Source organism: Phnomibacter sp. (assembly GCF_036803085.1).
Classification (GTDB): Bacteria; Bacteroidota; Bacteroidia; order Chitinophagales; family Chitinophagaceae; genus Phnomibacter.
The window spans coordinates 545,175-564,926 of the sequence record NZ_DAIRUZ010000001.1 but is presented as its reverse complement, the minus strand read 5'-3'; the positions used below and the strand labels follow the sequence as shown (position 1 = coordinate 564,926).

Below are 19,752 nucleotides of genomic sequence, written 5' to 3'. Positions count from 1 at the left end.
AAATACGAATCGCATGAAGCATTTCACGTTATGGATGTTCCTGATAGCTGTGCTGGGTGCTACCGGTTTGGCACAAACCAAGCCGGCAGCAAAACCCAAGCCCGCAACTGCAACGACTAAGCTCACTGCTGCCGATACCGCTATGCCCAAAATGCAGGTACGGTTTGGTCCTTACAAAAAAGGGATGCCTGTGCTCATCAGCGATTGGAAGCTGGCGTTAAATGCTCCCTTAGTAGTAACGGACACAGCCACGGGCACCGACATGCAGGTGGTGAGTTTCCGGTTTGGCTGGCGCAAAAAAGAAGCCTCCGATGATATCAAAACCGGCAAGCGAAAAATCATTGCCAACTTTCAGGCAGTAGATGTGTACGATAGCCCACGCATACCCGAAGCATGGCAGGCCGAAATGAAAGAGTACGTGCAAACGAAAGAAGAGCTGCTCTTTGAAGCCATTATTGTACAGCATCCCAAAACGAAAAAATTATACCAGGCACCTCCCCTGTTTTTGAAGTTGTTGTAAGCCATGCACATCCGACCTGCTACCACTGCCGACATTGCCAGCATCCAGCATTTGGCAGCCCTTGTATGGCCCACTGCCTACGCCGATATTTTATCGCCACGGCAAATGCAATACATGCTCCACATGATGTATAGTGAGGAAGTATTGCGGCGCCAAATGACGGAAGAAGGGCATCAGTTTTTGATAGCAGAAGAAGACGGAAAAGCCATTGGCTTTGCGGGTTTTGGCCCGGTGGAGGGCAGCGAATGGAAACTGCACAAATTGTATGTGCTTCCTTTTTTGCAACAAAAAGGTGCGGGTAAAACACTGATTACAGAGGTAGAAAATTTGGCAAAATCGCAAGGCGCCAAATCCCTCATTTTAAACGTGAATCGTAATAACAATGCGGTTGGTTTTTACCAACACCTCGGTTACCAGATTTACGACCAGGGCGACTACCCCATTGGTGCGGGGTTTTATATGAATGATTACAAAATGAGGAAAGCAATTAGCTGATGTGCTAATGATATAAGCAGGCTTCTATGTATGGCCTCAGCCTTAACCTTAACCTTAACCTTGACCTTAACTTTCCCCTTTCTTCCTCTCGACCTTAGCCTTTCTCTTCTGTCTTCTTTGGTTTCTCATTCATACTCATCATACCAATGATCAAATTGAGAATGGAAGCCAGCAGCATGATGTAAATGCCGGGTTGTTTTTCGGGCAGGTAGCCATCGTATGAGCTGGTAAACAGCAGAAATGTGCGGATGGCAAATGCCATGGCCAACCCCGAAGCAACCAGATTGAGGCGGTACAACCAAATTTTCCGGAGAGCATGTGCAGCCAGGCCAATCAATGCCATGGAAATGAGAAAATAGGCTGGCTTGCCGTAATAGTTTTTCTCTGTGAAAAAGCCCGTGAAGAATTTTTCAATATCCGGATACCAGGTCCAGTGCATAAAGCAGGAACCAATAATGGCCAGCGATGCTGCCAATCCGAGCCAGTTTCTCCAGGTACGTTGCATAATGTTTTGTCGTTTTTAGGCGGTTTGCCAAACAAGCAACACGCAGATATAAAAAATGATTACCCGGAGGTAATCATTTTCATTTTTAAAGCTTGAGGTACCGAGCGGATTCAAACCGCTGTACGAGCTTTTGCAGAGCTCTGCCTAGTCTCTCGGCCACGGTACCTTATTGTCAATTTCCCCACAGGTATCCCTGTTTTGGGATTGCGAAATTAGGGGAAACAAACTTTATGAAAAATTGAAAATTCAAAGTGCCGTTGTTTGCGGATATTGCAGTCGCAAAAATGGTGCACACACGGTATTCTTTTTTACCCAACGGGCACTTACTTTTTACCCCTTTGATTACTTAAAATGCCCAGTGGGTTTACACATGAAACGTATTGCTGAAAGTGAACTGATTATCAACAGCCGTGGCGCTTTGTACCATATCGATTTACGGCCCGAAGAACTGGCCGGCACCGTGATTACCGTGGGCGACCCCGACCGAGTGGCTGTGGTAAGCCGCTATTTCGATACCATTGAAGTAAGTCGTCAGCACCGCGAATTTGTATCTGCCACCGGTACTTATAAAGGCAAACGCATCACCGTTATCAGCAGCGGCATTGGTACCGACAATATTGATATTGTATTGAACGAACTGGATGCGCTGGTGAACATTGACCTGAATACACGAGAAGAAAAACCAGAAAAGACTTCCCTCAACATCATTCGGTTGGGCACTTGTGGTTCGTTGCAAGCCGACATTCCCGTGGATAGCTGGGTGGCAGGTACACATGGCCTCGGCATCGACAACCTGTTGCATTATTACGCTTTTGAACAAACCGAAGAAGAAGTGGGCCTGCTGCAGCAATTTGTAACGCAAACGCAGTTTGGCAGCCAGTTTTCGCAGCCCTACCTCGCAGCCTGCAGTGTGCAGCTGCTCAAGCATTTTGTAGAAGGCTATCATCAAGGCATCACCGTTACCTGTCCGGGTTTTTACGGACCGCAGGGCCGGGTGTTGCGCCTTGGACTGCGCAATCCGGGATTGATTGAAGCCTTTACCCATTTCAGCAGCGGTGCCCATCGCATTGCCAATTTTGAAATGGAAACCAGCGCCATTTATAGCCTCGGCCGTTTGCTGGGCCACCACTGCCTCAGCCTCAATGCCGTGGTAGCCAACCGGGTAAGCAAAACTTTCTCGTCAGATGGCGGCAAAGCCGTCACCAACCTGATTGAAAATGCGCTGGATAAAATAGCCGCCATCGACTGACCGATGTCAGGCTTTGCCCGGCAAACATTTCATCCTTTTGTGGTTCAGATTGACTGAGCCATTTGAAAAACTGAACGACAAGCTTTTCATGAACATTCATTTTTACAAGTACCACGGCACCGGCAACGATTTTGTGCTGGTTGATAACCGTGACGAAAAAATACAACTGACGACCGAGCAGGTAGCCTTTTTGTGCCGCAGGCATTTTGGCATTGGCGCCGATGGATTGATGGAACTACGCAATGCGCCTGGCTACGATTTCCGCATGGTGTACTACAATGCCGACGGCAAGGAAGGCAGCATGTGTGGCAATGGCGGCCGCTGCCTGGTGAAGTTTGCTCACCACATGGGCATTCACAAAAGTGAATTCAAATTCATAGCCATTGATGGCGAACACTACGCTTCTATTGAACTGAACGGTTGGGTACGCTTGAAAATGAAAAATGTGAGCAGCCTCGAACGCAATGGCAACTATGACCTACTCGATACCGGCTCTCCGCATTTTGTAAAAAGTGTAGACCGAATCACCGAACTGGATGTGGTAAGCGAAGGCCGCAGCATCCGCTACAGCGACCGCTTTAAAGCCGACGGTGTAAACGTAAATTTTGTAGAACCTCTGAGCAGTACCAAGCTCTATGTACGCACCTACGAACGGGGCGTGGAAGACGAAACCAACAGTTGCGGCACCGGCGTTACGGCAGCGGCTATCGCCAATGCCCACAACGACCGCGGCTTCAACCATGTAGACATTCGCACCAAGGGCGGCAAGCTCTATGTAGAATTTGACCGCAAAGACGATGATGTGTTTGAAGACGTATGGCTGGCAGGCCCTGCCGAAAAAGTGTTTGATGGTTTTATTGAGCTGAAATAGGCAAAAGTTCGGGGGCCGCAGATTCACAGATTATCCGGATAATAATTGCCATCCCCATCTGTGAATTCGTGGCTTATCAAAAAATTTCTTTACAGTGAATCCCTGCGTAAGCGGGGATTTTTTTTGGCCATTTGCCAAACACTTTAACAGCTTGTGTGTACTGGATAGCAACACAATCATCGTCCGATACAGCATGTTTTTTCAAATGACGCATTTTCACTCCCGCTCCATCGTTAGCCGCCGTTGGTTTTTCCTGTTTGTAATGTTGTGTAGCAGCCTGTTGGCCGTGGCTCAAAAACAAACCGTACTGGTAAGTGGTACGGTGAAAGGTAGCAATGGCAAACCACTGGAAGCCGCCACGGTGTCGGTGTACACACTTGTAAAAAATGAAACCAAGACTGATACCTTTTTTGCCGTAGGTATCAGTAATAAATTGGGTGAGTTTACGGTAAAAGCCGTGGCTTCCGAAGCCATGCAAATAGAAATCAGCCTCATTGGTTTTACCACGGTGCTCGAACCCATTGTGTGGCTCACGGGCAGCGGCCAGCTAAAAGCCGGCAGCTACACCCTTACCGAAGCCAGCAACCAATTGGGCAATGTGGTGGTAACCGCCAAAAAGCCGTTCATGCAGCTGGGCGTAGACCGCCGCATTTTTAATGCCGAAGCCAGCATTGTGAGCAAAGGCGGAACCGCTGTGGATTTGATGCGTACCATACCCGGCCTGAATGTGGATGTGAATGGCAACGTGCAACTGCGCAACAGCTCACCACAAATTTTTGTAGATGGCCGCCCCACTATTCTCACACTGGAGCAAATACCCAGCGACGATATTGAAAAAGTGGAAGTCATCACCAACCCATCAGCCAAGTACGATGCTGGCAGCACTGGTGGCATCATTAATGTGGTATTGAAAAAGAGCCGGCGCAATGGCATGAACGGCACAGCTTCTATTGGTGGCGGTGTTCCCAAAGTGTTCAACAGCAATGTGAGCATCAACTACCGCCAGGGCAAGCTCAACTTTTTTGCCAGCGGCAGTTACAACCGTAGCGGTGGTACTGCCATCAGCAAGGCCGACCGTACGAACAAGCAAAACGGACAAGCCAGCTCCTACTTCAACCAGCGTACCGAAAGTGACCGCAGCCGCAGGTTTACCTCCGGCCGCTTCGGGCTCGATTATTTCATGGATGATATGAACTCTATCAGTGTGAGCCAGGGTTTTGTAGATGGTCGTTTTGGTTTTGAAGAAATACAAGACCAAAACTACTACGATGCCAACCGGCAATTGACACAAACAGGCATCCGTTATAACAATGATTACTTTGGTTTTAAACGCCAAAACACACAGGTGAACTACCGCCGCACTTTTGCCAAAGAAGGAAAAGAATGGACGGCCGATTTCACCTACAACGGCGGTACCAATGGCGGCGCCAACGACATCAGCAACCAACTTTATTTTGCCGATGGCAATGCCAATGGCGCAGCAGTGCTGGTACGCAACGAAGGTGTGGGCAATGGCCGGCAGTACACGTTTCAAACAGACTATGTCAATCCCATCAGCGAAAACAGCAAACTGGAACTGGGAGCCCGCAGCTATCACAACATCAGCAACGATAAACTGGATGTATTTAGCGTAGCCAACAGTGGCAATACCAAACTGCCGCTGAGCAACAATTATGGTTTTAAAGAAATGATTAATGCCGTATATGGCAACTACAGCAATGCCTTGGGCAAACGCTGGAAATACCAGGCTGGTCTGCGTTTTGAATATTCAAAGTTTGATGGCGAACTGAAAGACAGTGCCCAAAAATTTGGCTATACCTATCCCAACAAAAGCAGCGGTATCTGGAATGCTTTCTTCCCCAGTTTGTACCTCACGTACCAACTGAAAGAAGGTCACGATTTGCAAATCAATTTCAGCCGCCGCATTCGCCGGCCCAATTTCTGGCAAATCAATCCGTACACCGATATCAGCGATCCGCAAAACATTCGCAAAGGCAACCCGGCATTGCGTCCAGAGTTTACCAACAGCTTTGAAGTAAACTACAACCGGGTGTATGAGAAAGGCAACTTTTTAATTTCGGCTTATTATAGAAACAACACAGAAGACATCACACAATACACCGACACCATTAGTGCTGATTTATTGTCGCAATTGGGCAGCGCAGGCATCACGCCAACTGCATTGGTGTCAACTTTTATCAATGCCGACCGCACCAACCGCAGCGGCCTCGAACTCACCTGGCAGCACAAGTTTACACCGGCCTTCGACATTTCGCCGAACCTCAATTTTCAGTACCGCGATGTAAAGGCAATTGTGAACAACCTGAACCTGAGCAATTATGGTTTTAACTGGAATGCCCGCCTGACCATGAACTATAAAATTGTGAAGCCGGAAAGTAAACTGCTCAACAATATTTCCTTTCAACTGATGGGCGAATATGAGAGCCCACGGGTGATACCCCAAGGCCGCATGAAAGCGCAGCAATCCATGGACTTTGCTATTCGCAAAGATTTCCTGAAGAATAACGCAGGCACATTGACGTTCAATGTGCAGGATGTATTCAACAGTCGCATTATGGGTACCATTACCGATACCGACCGTTTTTACCAAGACTCTTTTCGTCGTTGGAATGTGCGGACTATCCGCCTGACATTTAGCTATCGCTTTGGCAACAAAGACCTGCAGATTTTCAAACGCAAAGAAGGTGGCGATGGTGAAGGCAGGGAAGGATAGATTTGATGGGACGCGGATTTGCAGGATTAATAAGGATTTTCACGGATTATTTTTAGGTAGTTGTAAAGAATATAACGTGACTTACATAAAAAAAGATAGTCCCGTAAATTGCGAGGCTATCTTTTTTTAGTGCTCATGCAAAAATCATTGGTAGCGTCAATATTCAATGTTCATTTACTGCTTTACAACCCTCGCCTGCCAATGCTGTACACCATTGGTAATGGTTACAAAATAAGTACCGGCTGCAAGGCTTCGCACATCCAGTACAGGTTGGGCTGATGAGGTGGCGAAAACGAATTTTCCGCCAGCATCGTACACGGAAAACACCAACTTCTGATTACTGGCCGGAATAGCAAACCGCACCTGATGGCTGGCCGGATTGGGCATGGCTTGCAGGTTTGTGTTCGCTTGTGTATTTGCCAGTATCACCACATTGCTATACACAAATGCGCCATCCTCATCCAATTGCTTCAACCGGTAGTAACGTACACCAGCCTGTGCACTTTCATCAATAAACTGATATTGTCTTTTTTGCACACTATTACCTGCTGCAGGCACTTTACCAACCCGCTGATAATGGATAGCATCGGCACTTCTTTCAATGTCAAAATACCGGCTGTTGGTTTCGGTAAGTGTATGCCAGGTGAGCAATGCCTGTTTGTTTTGCCAGCTGGCTTGCAGTGTCATGCCAGTTACGGGCAATGCATTGTTCACCGTAAAAGTATCCATGGCATACATGCTCCAGCGTTGCTGCTCATCCTTCACCCGAACAAACAAAAAATGTTGTCCGTTTGAAAGCACTGCTGGAACAGCAACAGCAAAATTGCCGACAATGGTTGGTGTAGGTGCAGGCACTGGTAAATTAGCCGCCAAGCCAATTCCGGGGTCGGTATCAATAAAATATTCGGCAGCCACAATATTGCCCGTAGCCAAGGCCGATGGCGTAATGTAAAACAGCCGCTGTGAGTACGCACCCCATACACCGTCGGCATTTTTAAAACGCAAAGCCAGCGTATGAAAGCCTTCCGACAAACCTGCCACAGGAACATCGATTAACGTAGCCACTGTAGTACCAGGCGTAATGGTTACAGCTACAGGTGTAGCAATGCTTACTCCGGGGTCAGCATCTATCAGGTATTCACCTGCAACAATATTGGCTGCCGTGTTTGCATTGGTAGCCACATAAAACATCCGCTGTGAATACAACGCCCATTTTCCCGTGGCATCTTTAAACCGGATAGCCAGCGTATGAAACCCTTCACTCAAACCATTGAGTGAAATATTTAATAACGTGCTTACAGTGCTGCCGTTGCTTATAGCAAAGCTTTGTCCATTGCCCGAGCCTGGATCATTATCAATAAAATATTCTGCGGCTGCAAGATTGCTCACGGATGAACTACCTGTAGCTAACACGTACACCAACCGCTGTGTGTATTGTCCCCAGTGGCCGGCATTGGTTTTAAACCGCATGCTCAAACTGTGAAAGCCTTCTGGCAATGCTCCGATGGGCACACTTACTTGCTGATTGATTTGTGCAGCAGCAGTTACACTCACCGGCACGGCATTGCCCACTCCCGGATCTTGATCGAAAAAAAACTCACCGCCGACAATGGTTTGGGCTTGAGCAGTGCCTGTCCATAACAACAGCAGACACATGCTAATCCATTTATATTTCATCCTCAAAAATTGATGTGTGAAAAATGGATTAGTTGCTCACTTTGGCTTCTACCTGCACATTGAGTGTACCATTGGGTGCTACTGTAGGATTGAGAATATTCATTTTTGTAACCCTCGGTAATCGGCTGTTGCGGCTGTTGGCCCAGTTGGCTGTACCTGTAGCATCAAACAACAGGCCCATGTCTTTGCCATCGCTACCGCTGGCATTGGCAGGACCCGCTGCTATGGTAAAATCTAACACCGGATTATCGACCCCGTTATTAATATTGGTTTGATCGGCCATTTGCGGGTCGAGGTTGCTGACATTGCCGCCACCATCAACGTTGTTGTTTACCGCCCAGGGCGTATTGTTGGGGGTATTAAAAGTGAGGTTGTTGTTGAATACACTGTTGCTGGCTCCTGCTGCGTTTGATTTCAGAAATACATTATTCGTTACAAGAAAATTAGAACAGGTTACAAAAACAGTCAATGATGAATTGGATGTGTAAAACAGATTGTGATCAACCAACATGTTGGCTGTATTTTCAAAAAATCCGAAACAGCGACCATTGAGAGCATTGCGGAAAACATTGTTGCGCCAGATAAAATTGCTGAAGGTGCTACCCGACTGATTACCGTTGTCGACTCCAGAACCATTGAAGTAGTTGCCTTCGAATAAGTAGTTGCCATAGCCACCGCCAGCAGACCCAATTCGTAAAGTGCTTTTAAATTCACAGCGTTGAATCAGCAGGTTATTAACGGGCTGCGAACCTGAAAATCCATCGGACACATTAAGTTGTCCTGTCAGCACCAATCCATTTAGTTCTGTGCCACTAGAAGAGCCATCGGCGGCTGTATTGCGGATGGTAATGCCGGCAATTTTTGCGGTTGCTGTCAACTCTTTATCGGGGGCAAAACCCGGCCCTATAATTGCCAGCTTTTTATCGGCCCAGGTAACACCTGTGTAAATAGTAGGCGAACCATGTACAAAAAGCGTATCGCCGGAAGCGGCTGCATCTATTGCCGTTTGCAGATTACTGAATTGGGCTACTGTGGCAGGATCGTTGCTTACTGTATGCACCGTGGCCAGCGCAGTGGCGGCCATTCCAAAAAAAGAAAGTGAGAGGAGAATTGCTTTCATGAGGGAAGGAATATTTAGATGGCTAAAGTACCCTCACCCCTACTCCCCAACAATACGCCATTGGGGGTATAAAAGCATTCGATATTTCAGTTCAACTTATTCTTGATGAGATGCTTCCTACGTTAGCATGACTTCACAGGTAAGCTATAAACTTTGGAACTTGTAAACCTGTGAACTTCCCAACCTACCAACTCTCGCCTACACCAACCGGTGCGTTTGCTTAATAACCCCCATCACAAATACGCTTTGAATATTGCCCATGTTGTCTATTTCGCCCAACTTGTTTACATGGAAGTCGTAGTAGCTGTTCATATTTTCTGCCACAATCTTGAGCATGAAGTCGAACTCGCCGCTGATATTGTAGCACTCCACCACTTCGGGCATTTGTAAAATGGATTGAATGAATTTGCTACCAGCTTCTTTACTGTGTTGCTTTAAGCTTACATAGCAAATAACGGTCAGGCCTTTACGCACTTTTTCTGCATCCAGCAGGGTTACGTATTGGCGGATAACGCCGCTTTCTTCCATGCGTTTGATGCGTTCGTGCACGGGGGTGGTACTCAGGTGTATTTTCTCCGAAATTTCCTTTACAGTAATGCGGGCATTGTCTTGCAGCAACTGCAAAATGGCCAGGTCTTTGGCATCGAGCACTACGCTGTTAGTGGAATTTTCTGTTTTGTGGTTGATTGGCATATAAAACAGGTCAATTGTCCTGTAAATATCCGTTTCTAAACGCATATTGCCTTTATTATTCTACATCGTTGGAATATTATTCTACCAAATGTACTTTTGCAACACTAATTTAAAAACTATGTCAAGTTTAGCTTCTACTATTGACTTCAGCCTTCCGTACAAGGTGAAAGATATTAGCCTCGCAGAGTGGGGCCGCAAAGAAATCCGTTTGGCTGAGGCCGAAATGCCCGGTCTGATGGCCATCCGCGAAGAGTATGGCGCCAGCCAGCCGCTCAAAGGTGCCCGCATTGCCGGTTGCCTGCACATGACCATCCAAACTGCTGTACTCATCGAAACCCTGGTAGCCCTGGGTGCCGAAGTAAAGTGGAGCAGCTGTAACATCTTCTCTACACAAGATCAGGCTGCTGCGGCAATTGCTGCTGCCGGCGTGGGTGTATTTGCCTGGAAAGGTCAAACCATTGAAGAAGCCGATTGGTGTATTGAGCAAACCCTGTTTTTTGGTGGTGCCGATCGTCCGTTGAACATGATTCTGGATGATGGTGGCGACCTCACCAACATGGTGTTCGACAAATACCCTGAGCTCGTTGCCAACATCAAAGGCCTGAGCGAAGAAACCACAACAGGTGTACACCGCCTGTACGAACGTATGGCCAAAGGCACTTTGCCTATTCCTGCCATCAACGTAAACGACAGCGTAACCAAGAGCAAGTTCGACAACAAATACGGTTGCCAGGAAAGTCTGGTAGATGCTATCCGTCGTGCCACTGACGTAATGATGGCGGGTAAAGTAGCCGTTGTAGGCGGCTATGGCGACGTAGGTAAAGGTTCTGCCCTGTCGCTGCGTGGTGCCGGTGCCCGTGTTATCGTTACCGAAATCGACCCCATTTGCGCCCTGCAGGCTGCCATGGACGGTTTTGAAGTGAAGAAGATGAAGGATGCTGTAAAAGAAGCCGACATTGTAGTAACTGCTTCTGGCTGCCGCGACCTCATTACCGGCGAACATTTCAAAGCCATGAAGGACAAGACCATTGTGTGTAACATTGGCCACTTCGATATTGAAATTGATGTAGCCTGGTTGAATACCAACTACGGTCATACCAAAGACACCATCAAGCCACAGGTAGACCTGTACAATGTGGATGGTAAAGACATCATTTTGCTGGCAGAAGGCCGCCTGGTAAACCTGGGTTGCGCTACCGGTCACCCATCGTTTGTTATGAGCAACAGCTTTAGCAACCAAACACTGGCGCAAATTGAACTGTGGACCAACCACGCCAACTACGAAAACAAAGTGTATGTGCTGCCCAAGCACCTCGACGAGAAAGTAGCCCGCCTGCACCTGGCCAAAGTGGGTGCTGAGCTGGACGAATTGACCGACGCTCAAGCCGAATACCTCGGTATCAGCAAGGTTGGTCCTTTCAAATCAGACATGTACCGTTACTAAGCTAATTATCAGCTACAATCAAAGCCCGTTACTTTTTTGGTAACGGGCTTTTTGCTTTTAGACTGGTGCAAGAAGAGGTTAAGACAACGCATTACTTCGGTAGGCTATTTGAAGTAGAAATGCATACTTTTAAGTGGTCATCACTACCGTTCCTTATGAAAAAGTCTTCCATTATCGTTTTGGTAAACCTGCTGCTTGGCTTAATTGCCCAAGGTCAATTTAAGTATGGTTTAAAAGCAGGCCTGAATGTGGCGAATCAAACGAAGAACATGTCCATTCCTCAAGTGCCGAACACCATTCAAAATACCAAACCAATGCCGGGTTATCAATTGGGCGGTTTCGTAAAAGCAACGCTTTCAAAACACTTATCGCTTTCTGCCGAACCTGCATTTTCTGTTGTTGGCGCAGGTATGACTTTGCTAGACGACAATTTGAAAAGCTATAATGTTCGTGAAAAAATCGGGTATATAGAATTGCCATTAATTCTTCAATACAAATTGCAGCAACTCTATTTCGGAGCAGGTCCGAGTGTTGGTGTCAAAGTCTTTTCCAAATTATCAGGTTTTGAAAACCGCAGTTTTGATATTACCCATTACAAGGCTTTCGATGCAGCGGGTAATGTGGTGGTTGGTTATGCCTTATCAAAAAAAGTTGACCTGAATGCCCGGTACAGCCATGGTTTTACAAACTTGATCAAAGACCCGGGTAATGCAACCACCAAAAACAGGTTTTTCAATCTTTCGGTTTTCTTTTATCTGCAATAACCATTTCTATTTTCTTGATGCCGTTGCACCTATTTCACTGGCAACTCCTAAAGAATTTTGAAGTAAGTTCATAGTCCTCCAAACTACCCATAATCATTCGGCAGTTACTCACTTACCTTTAGGTAATAAAGCAATTGTATGCACATTCGCCCCGGTCAGTTTTTGCTGAGTACGCCCTTGCTCGATGATACTTTTTTTGAGCAAACTATATTGGTCATTACAGAAGTGAATGACGATGGATGCATTGGTTTCATCATCAACCAGCTGCATGGCCGTATGCTCAACGAGTTGGCTGAATTTCGGCAGGGCCCGGCACAACCCTTGTACAATGGTGGCCCTGTACAAAGCGACATGCTGTATTGCCTTCACTCCCGCCCCGATGTCGTGGCCAACAGTTTTACCATTTGTGAAGGTCTGGCTACGGGTGGCGATTTTGCAACCGTTGTTTCTTTACTAAAGGCGGGCAAACTCAGTAGCCACGAAGTAAAATGTTTGATTGGCTATTGTGGCTGGGATGCTGGCGAACTGGAAGCCGAAATTGCCGAAGGCAGTTGGCTATTAATTGAGGCCCCTGTTGCCAAAACATTTGCCAACGACGTACAAACTATATGGCAGCTATGGCAGTCCCAATATCGCTAAAACCCTTGTGTGCATTAAGTTTCCATTAATTACTCACTGTAATGATTTGCGGGGTATTTGGTGCAAAAAGGCGGGGTATATTCACCGCACCTTAATTTAAATACCCTCCTATGAGAAAACCTTTACTTTTTGTGATGGCACTTAGCTTGCTGTCTTCTTTGAGCTTTGCACAATCTATTTCCTTGCTGGCCGGCAGTACGTACACGCAAAATTTTGATGCGTTATCCAACACTGCTGGTTCTACTACAAACAATCTTACCATCAATGGTTGGTATATGACCGAAACAGGTGGCGGTGCCCGGGATAATGAACAATATGCAGTAGATGCAGGCGGATCAAACACTGGCGACACTTACAGTTATGGTGCTGCCGGCACTACAGAAAGAGCACTTGGCGGCTTAAGAAGTGGAACGCTGATACCAGTTATCGGCGCTTCTTTTACCAACAACACAGGCATTACCCTTACCTCTATTACCATTAACTACACCGGTGAGCTTTGGCGTTTGGGAACTGCTTCCCGTACCGATCAATTAGATTTTAGCCTTAGTTTAGATGCATCATCACTTAGCACAGGCACTTGGCCTGACATCAACAATCTTGATTTTGTAACCCCAAATACTGCAACTGCTGGTGCCAAAGATGGCAATGCCGCAGGCAACCGTACTGCCATCAGCTTTACCATTACCGGTTTGAGTATTGCCAATGGTGCAACTTTCTGGATTCGCTGGTCGGATGCAGACGCTACTTCAGCCGATGATGGTTTGGCGGTAGATGATTTCAGCCTTTCCACCAACGCTTCTATTTTACCGGTGAGCCTCAGCCATTTTGCTGTAGCCCGTGAGAAGCAAACGTATTAGCCAACTGGGCCACCACTACCGAAAGCAACAGCAAGCAGTTTGAATTGCAGCGCAGCAGCAATGGCAGCAGCAACTGGAACACCGTAAGCACGGTAGCAGCCAGTGGCAACAGCAATACTTTACGCAGCTACAAAGCGGTAGATGCTACACCAATTAATGGTACAAATTTCTATCGTCTGAAAAGTGTAGACCTTGATGGCAGCTTTACATACTCTGCTGTGCAGCAGGTACAGTTTGCAGCAACTACGGCATTGTGGGTGCGTATTTACCCCAACCCTGCCAGCCATACTCTGCAAGTACAGCTTGGACAGCAAGAAGGTTTCAACGGCCGCATACAAATTAGCAATGCTGCAGGTCAGGTACTCATTAGCCGCCAAATGAATAGCAGCAATGGCAACTTAGCAATTCCTATTCAGCAGTTGCGTGCCGGCTTATACACTTTGCAAGTGCAAGATGGCATGCAGGCAAAACCTACCACACTAAACTTTGTGGTACAATAAGCAGCATCAATCATTAGGATTTGGCAAAAGGGTATTGGTACATGGTGCCAAAACCCTTTTGCTTTTTGTGCTTGAACCTATTGCTACGCAACACAATGCCGTTCATCAAAGCATTCCAGGCAAGAGCAATGAAATGAGGATTGAAGTATGGCTGCTGACTGAGATCAACACAAAACCGCTTACGCATACGATTGCGCAAATAAAGTAGTGTTTTGACCGAAGGATTTTTTACCCGCATCAATGTGGCTCCGCGGCATTAAAACCCAATGTTTTAGGGCGTTTTAGAAAATTTGTTTTACTATATTTTCTTATTAATTACAGTACGGTGCAGGACAGTGTAGGAAAAGGCCGTTTTTACTTTAACATTCGATTTTAACCCAACACAACTGCCGTATGAAAAAAATTCCGTCTGCACGATGGGGGTTCCTCCTCTGCATGCTGGTGGGGAACTTTGCACCTGCATTGTATCCCTTCTCCACTGCACAAGCGCAAGAAGCTACCCAACAAACTATTTCGGGCAAAGTAGCCGATGAAACAGGAAAGCCGTTACAAGGCGTAACCATTACCATTAAGGGAAGTACCAAGGGTACACAAACAGATGCTTCGGGCCTGTTTACACTTACTGGCCTCACTGGTACTGAAACACTAATGTTTTCATACGTAGGCTTTGCTGCACAAGAAGTATCTATCGCCGGTAAAACCTCTCTTACTATTTCGCTGTTGCAAGATGCCTCAGCACTGAATGATGTGGTGGTTGTAGGGTATGGTACCCGTAAGCGTACAGAAGTTACAGGTGCTACTTCATCGCTTACCGGCGAAAAACTGCGTTCTGTTCCTTCTACCAATATCACACAAGCCCTGCAGGGCCAGGTGCCGGGTGTATTGGCTACTGCCAACTCATTTCGGCCGGGTGCAGGCAGCACCATTCGCATACGGGGCAACCGTTCGCTGAGTGCATCAAACGAGCCGCTGTATGTGGTAGATGGATTTCCGGTGAGCTACACCATCGACGACATGAACCCGGCAGATATTGAAAACATTGATGTGTTGAAAGATGCATCAGCAACTGCTATTTATGGTGTGCGTGGTGCTAACGGTGTTATTCAAATTACCACCCGCAAAGGCAAGGCGGGTAAAACATCTGTTAACTATCAAGGCAGCCGCTCTGTAGAACAAATCATTCGTCCATTACCCATTTTTAACGGTGCAGAGATTGCTGACTCTTGGCGGCAGGCGTTTTTTGCCGACAGAAGCTATACCCGTACCCGTGGTGTAGCCACTGCATCCAATCCATTATTTTACTACCCCACTGCTCTCAATGACATTGCGTTGTTCAGAGATCGTTTTGGTAGTATAGAGCAATGGAACGGCATAAAAGATGCTTACACATGGCGGGTGTACGACCCTGCTAATAACGTGTTTATTGCGCAGCGCCGGGCAACCACTGCAGAAGAACGTGCCTTGATGACCAACCTGGGTATTACATCTCAGATAGACAGTATAGACATGTACGATCCGTCGAAAGTACGTAGCTACGACTGGCAAAATAATGTTGGCCTTCGCCACGGCACAACCGATAACCACAGCGTAAGTGTAACCGGTGGAACAGACAAATTCAAATCGTCGCTCAACCTTGGGTATTTTAAGCAAAAAGGCATTGAGTATGCACAAGACTATACCCGATATACTGCGGGCACCAGTGTTGATTTTAAGCCTACCAAGTTTTTAAACTTTGGTACCAGCATGAGCTACATACATGCTATTACCAACAGTAGCACCAGCTCCTATGCCAATGCTTCTGGCATGATTCCATTGGTAGAACCATATGACAGTAACGGTAACTGGATTATGTTTCCCAACCGCGACCAGCAAATCATCAACGCTATTAACGACCGCAACACCGTGTTTGACCAAACAACAGCCAACCGGGTGTTTGGTAACATTTACGCAGAGCTTACACTGCTGAAAGGATTGAAGTTTAAAACCATGTTTGGTTTAGACAGAAGAAATTCTATCCGTGGTCAGTTCAACGGCGCACAATCATCGATAAGATTGGGTAGTGCGGCCAATGCTACACAAACCACCAACGAAGCCAGCTCATGGGTGTATGATAATATTTTAACTTACAACACCCGTATTAAAGATGACCACAGCATCAATGTAACCTTGTTGCAGGAGCTACAAAGTCTCAACCGCAGCAGCTCACTTACCATGTCGGCCAACAATCTGATTTTTGAACAACAAAAATGGTACTCGCTGCAGCGCAATACAGATGCCACTGTTACAGGCAATGGCACCTACTCTGCATCTCAATACCTGTCGTACATGGGCCGTGTAGAGTATGGTTACAAAGGAAAATATCTGGTAACCCTCAGCAATCGCTACGATAATTCATCAGTACTGGCCGAAGGCAACAAGGGAGCGTGGTTCCCATCGGCATCAATAGCGTGGCAGGTAGACCGTGAAAGTTTTTTCATGAACCAAAACCTGTTTAGCAGTGCCCGTTTCCGTATGGGTTATGGCCGAGTGGGCAATGCATCAATCGATCCTTATCAAACAGCAGGACCACTTGGATTTACCAACTACAACTGGGGAAACGGAACAGCTGCCATAGGCTCTGCTCCTACTACGTTTGCTACACCTAACCTTACCTGGGAAAAAACAGCTACCACTAATATCGGGTTGGAATTTGGTTTGCTGAAAGGTCGCATCAGTGGTGTGATTGATATGTACAGTTCTAAAACAACCGATCAGTTGCAAAACCGCACCATACCAGCAGCCAATGGGGTAAGCAATGTGTACTTCAACCTGGGCGAAGTAAGCAACAAGGGCATTGAAATTGCGCTGACAACTCAGAACATTATCCGGCCTAATTTTCGCTGGACAACCGACTGGATGTTTACCGCCAACAAAGAAAAAATTGTTGACATAGACGGAAGTGGAAACAGCAACTTTGCCAACCTGTGGATATTGGGTCAGCCATTACAAGTGTATTGGGGCTTTCAAAAAGATGGCATATTCCAATACACGGATACAGCAGCCAAAGGTTCACTGCCTTCTATTTACTGGGCCAAAAATGGTCGTAACAACAACAACTACCAGCCGGGAAGAATTAAGATTGTGGATGCCAATGGCGACAGCTCATTCAGCCCAGCCGACCGTATCATACTGGGCTCACACAATCCAAAATTCATAGCCAGTATCGGAAATACATTTACGTATAAAAACTGGGAGCTGAATTTTCTGGTGTACTTCCGTGTAGGTGGTATGTATCGTGTGCCACGTCCGGGTTTGGTTGGTCGTTATCAGTCGAACAAAGTAAATTACTGGACACCTTCTAACCCAAGTAATGAATACCAGCAGCCAACACAAACAAGTGATATACCGCTCAATTGGGAAGCCCTCACTTACCGTGAAGCAACACATGCACGGGTAAAGAATATTACGCTTACCTATCGCTTACCACGTGCTGTAGCCCAAAAGGTATTTATGAATAATGCGGCTGTGTATTTCAGTGCAGTGAATCCCATTTTATTTCATGGTGCCTCAGATTACGATCCGGAAACAGTGCCGTACCGTGAGTTTCCCGGTACCACTACCAATCAGGTTGGACCTACTTCATACAGCTTCAGAAGTTATGTAGTAGGTGTAAGGGTTGATCTGTAAGCAAACCTTCTAAATTAATTTTCATGAAAAAGCATTTGAAATATACCTCCTACATGTTGGTTGGCGCAGCATTGCTCGTCTTTACCTCTTGCAAAAAATTTATTGAAGAAGAACTGGTAACAACGCTTACCGAAGACTACTACAAAACCGACAACGGACTGGAAGATTTGGTAAAATCCGCCTACGCTCCTTTGCAATGGAAGTTTACTGGTGAACAATCGTACTGCATGTACAATTTTGGTACCGATGAATTTCGGGAGGGCGACCAGTTTAACAACGTTCGTTACAACGATTATGATGCCAACCTTAATGCCAATGATGCCTTTGTAAATGGATTGTGGATCAACAACTATTCAGGCATTCGTCGTTGCAATCAGGGCATTGATTTAATCAGCAAGTTTGATGACCCTACGTCAATAGTATTAGGCACTACTGCTCAAAAAAATCTGCGTATTGCAGAGTTGAAAGCCCTTCGTGCATTTTACTACCTGCAGTTGGTGCAGCAGTTGGGCGGTGTGCCATTGGTCACTACTGTTCCTACCGATCCACAGTACGAATTTCCAAGAGCAAGCATCGAGCAGGTGTACAATCAAATCATGACCGATTTTAAAGAAGCTGGTCCTGCTTTGCCCTGGCGGTACACCGGCGCCGACCGTGGCAGAGCTACCCGTGCCATGGCCTATCATTTTATGGCCAAAGCCTACCTTACCCGTGGCAGTGCTGTAACCGATAAGCGTGGCCAAAAGCCAACAGATATGGACAGTGCCGTGTACTATGCAAATGAAGTAATCACCAGCAGTGGCCATGCACTGGAAGCCGATTATGGCAACTTGTTTAATGCATCATATCCCGACGGGGTTATTCCACAATTGGGTGAAAACGGATCTGCTCCTTTGAGCAGTAAAGCTAAACTTGATGCCAACAATGCCAGCAATGAAATCATTTTTGCTGCACAGTTTAGCAGCAACCTGAACCTGGCCACCAATACCAACAACCAAACGCATTTGTTTTATCCTACACAGTACGATGCTGGTATGCCAGGCATGACCCGTGATTTTTTCAATGGCCGTCCTTTCCGCAGGTTACGCCCTACAGATTACAGCATCGATATTTTTGATAAGGTAAATGACTCTCGTTTTTTCAAAACATTTCAAACGGTGTTTTACAGAAACGTAGCTTCCAACACAGGCCTTGCTGTATGGACTGCTGCTAATGCCCCTACACCAAGTTTAGTAGGAAGACCACGTGTAGGTATTGGTGATACAGCTGCGTTGTTTATTGTAAATCCGAGGTCGAATCCTGTGTTGACAACCGACATCAGCAGAATGCGTTTCTATGCCATTTATGCCCGCTATAAAACTACCGCTCCCGGTGGCGCAATTACCGAAGATTTCTCAAACAACAAGTACCTAACCATGTGGAAGTTTGCGGATCCTGTACGCTTAACCAACACCAACAACGAAGCCCGTGGTATACGCAATGGTACATTTGCCCGCCTTGGCGAAACGTATCTGATAATTGCAGAAGCACATGGCAGAAAAGGCGATTATTCCACTGCACTCACATATGTAAATGCATTGCGCAATCGTGCAGCATACAAAACCAACGAAGCCCGCAGTCCGCAAATATGGCAATACCTCGGTGGTGCCAATACACTTAATGCAACGGCTGCCAGCAATCAGGCCACAACTGATTTGTTTACTACCAATGCAGCCAGCGAAATGTATCCTGCAAATGTGACATCAACTCCAGACAGGTTCATTCATTTTATATTGAATGAAAGAACCCGTGAGTTATGCGGCGAATTTTATCGTTGGGAAGATTTGGCCCGTACAGAAACCTTGTTCGACAGAACAAAACTGTACAATCCAGATATCAGTCCATCGTTTGCAACATTCCATAAACTAAGGCCAATTCCTTACTTGCAAATGATTGCACAAACAGTAAACGGCAAGCCTATGTCAGCTGCAGATATGGCGGCCTATCAGAACCCCGGATATTGATAGAGGTTTTTTTCT

Annotated in this window: 16 protein-coding genes; 12 read left to right on the top strand and 4 right to left on the bottom strand. The window is 46.5% G+C overall.

The window, feature by feature from the left end:
* Positions 1–13: 13 nt before the first annotated feature.
* Entirely contained in the window at positions 14–520 is a 507-nt protein-coding gene (locus V7Q13_RS02425) for a hypothetical protein (RefSeq protein WP_333799092.1), read from the top strand.
* 3 nt (positions 521–523) lie between these two features.
* Positions 524–1,015 carry a GNAT family N-acetyltransferase gene (locus V7Q13_RS02420; protein WP_333799091.1) on the top strand — a complete coding sequence of 164 codons (492 nt, stop codon included), beginning with the start codon at positions 524–526 and terminating at the stop codon, positions 1,013–1,015.
* 94 nt (positions 1,016–1,109) lie between these two features.
* Here V7Q13_RS02420 and V7Q13_RS02415 read toward each other — a convergent pair whose 3' ends face one another.
* Positions 1,110–1,520, bottom strand: a complete 411-nt coding sequence (locus V7Q13_RS02415; protein WP_333799090.1) for a hypothetical protein — start codon at positions 1,518–1,520, stop codon at positions 1,110–1,112.
* Positions 1,521–1,890: 370 nt separating this feature from the next.
* Between V7Q13_RS02415 and V7Q13_RS02410 the strand changes: the two genes are divergently transcribed.
* The 3 genes from V7Q13_RS02410 (at position 1,891) to V7Q13_RS02400 (ending at position 6,374) form a co-directional block, all read left to right on the top strand.
* On the top strand, positions 1,891–2,769 hold the full coding sequence (locus V7Q13_RS02410; RefSeq protein ID WP_333799089.1) for a nucleoside phosphorylase: 879 nt from the start codon (positions 1,891–1,893) through the stop codon (positions 2,767–2,769).
* 37 nt (positions 2,770–2,806) lie between these two features.
* Entirely contained in the window at positions 2,807–3,640 is an 834-nt protein-coding gene (dapF, locus tag V7Q13_RS02405; protein WP_333799088.1) for a diaminopimelate epimerase, read from the top strand.
* Positions 3,641–3,833: 193 nt separating this feature from the next.
* Positions 3,834–6,374, top strand: coding sequence for a TonB-dependent receptor domain-containing protein (locus tag V7Q13_RS02400; protein WP_333799087.1), 2,541 nt, complete (start codon positions 3,834–3,836; stop codon positions 6,372–6,374).
* A gap of 174 nt (positions 6,375–6,548) precedes the next feature.
* Here V7Q13_RS02400 and V7Q13_RS02395 read toward each other — a convergent pair whose 3' ends face one another.
* The 3 genes from V7Q13_RS02395 to V7Q13_RS02385 all read right to left on the bottom strand — a co-directional run bounded on the left by V7Q13_RS02395 (position 6,549) and on the right by V7Q13_RS02385 (position 9,909).
* Positions 6,549–8,051 (bottom strand): T9SS type A sorting domain-containing protein, encoded by a 1,503-nt coding sequence (locus V7Q13_RS02395; RefSeq protein ID WP_333799086.1) that lies wholly within the window; start codon positions 8,049–8,051, stop codon positions 6,549–6,551.
* Between the two features lie 28 nt (positions 8,052–8,079).
* Positions 8,080–9,171, bottom strand: coding sequence for a hypothetical protein (locus tag V7Q13_RS02390; RefSeq protein ID WP_333799085.1), 1,092 nt, complete (start codon positions 9,169–9,171; stop codon positions 8,080–8,082).
* Positions 9,172–9,369: 198 nt separating this feature from the next.
* The gene (locus V7Q13_RS02385; RefSeq protein ID WP_333799084.1) at positions 9,370–9,909 is read right to left on the bottom strand and encodes an Lrp/AsnC family transcriptional regulator; all 540 of its coding nucleotides are present in this window, start codon (positions 9,907–9,909) and stop codon (positions 9,370–9,372) included.
* 73 nt (positions 9,910–9,982) lie between these two features.
* Here V7Q13_RS02385 and ahcY point away from each other — a divergent pair, with 73 nt between their 5' ends.
* From ahcY to V7Q13_RS02350, 7 genes are all read left to right on the top strand, one after another.
* Positions 9,983–11,308 carry an adenosylhomocysteinase gene (ahcY, locus tag V7Q13_RS02380; protein ID WP_333799083.1) on the top strand — a complete coding sequence of 442 codons (1,326 nt, stop codon included), beginning with the start codon at positions 9,983–9,985 and terminating at the stop codon, positions 11,306–11,308.
* A gap of 155 nt (positions 11,309–11,463) precedes the next feature.
* Positions 11,464–12,072 carry a porin family protein gene (locus V7Q13_RS02375; RefSeq protein WP_333799082.1) on the top strand — a complete coding sequence of 203 codons (609 nt, stop codon included), beginning with the start codon at positions 11,464–11,466 and terminating at the stop codon, positions 12,070–12,072.
* 138 nt (positions 12,073–12,210) lie between these two features.
* Positions 12,211–12,711 carry a YqgE/AlgH family protein gene (locus tag V7Q13_RS02370; RefSeq protein WP_333799081.1) on the top strand — a complete coding sequence of 167 codons (501 nt, stop codon included), beginning with the start codon at positions 12,211–12,213 and terminating at the stop codon, positions 12,709–12,711.
* A 110-nt stretch (positions 12,712–12,821) separates the two neighbouring features.
* A complete protein-coding gene (locus tag V7Q13_RS02365) occupies positions 12,822–13,568 on the top strand; it encodes a hypothetical protein (RefSeq protein ID WP_333799080.1) in 747 nt (248 codons plus the stop codon).
* A 44-nt stretch (positions 13,569–13,612) separates the two neighbouring features.
* Entirely contained in the window at positions 13,613–14,068 is a 456-nt protein-coding gene (locus V7Q13_RS02360; RefSeq protein WP_333799079.1) for a T9SS type A sorting domain-containing protein, read from the top strand.
* Between the two features lie 393 nt (positions 14,069–14,461).
* Positions 14,462–17,734: a SusC/RagA family TonB-linked outer membrane protein gene (locus tag V7Q13_RS02355; protein WP_333799078.1), complete on the top strand. Its 3,273-nt coding sequence runs from the start codon at positions 14,462–14,464 to the stop codon at positions 17,732–17,734.
* 23 nt (positions 17,735–17,757) lie between these two features.
* Positions 17,758–19,737: a RagB/SusD family nutrient uptake outer membrane protein gene (locus tag V7Q13_RS02350; RefSeq protein WP_333799077.1), complete on the top strand. Its 1,980-nt coding sequence runs from the start codon at positions 17,758–17,760 to the stop codon at positions 19,735–19,737.
* Positions 19,738–19,752 lie beyond the last annotated feature (15 nt).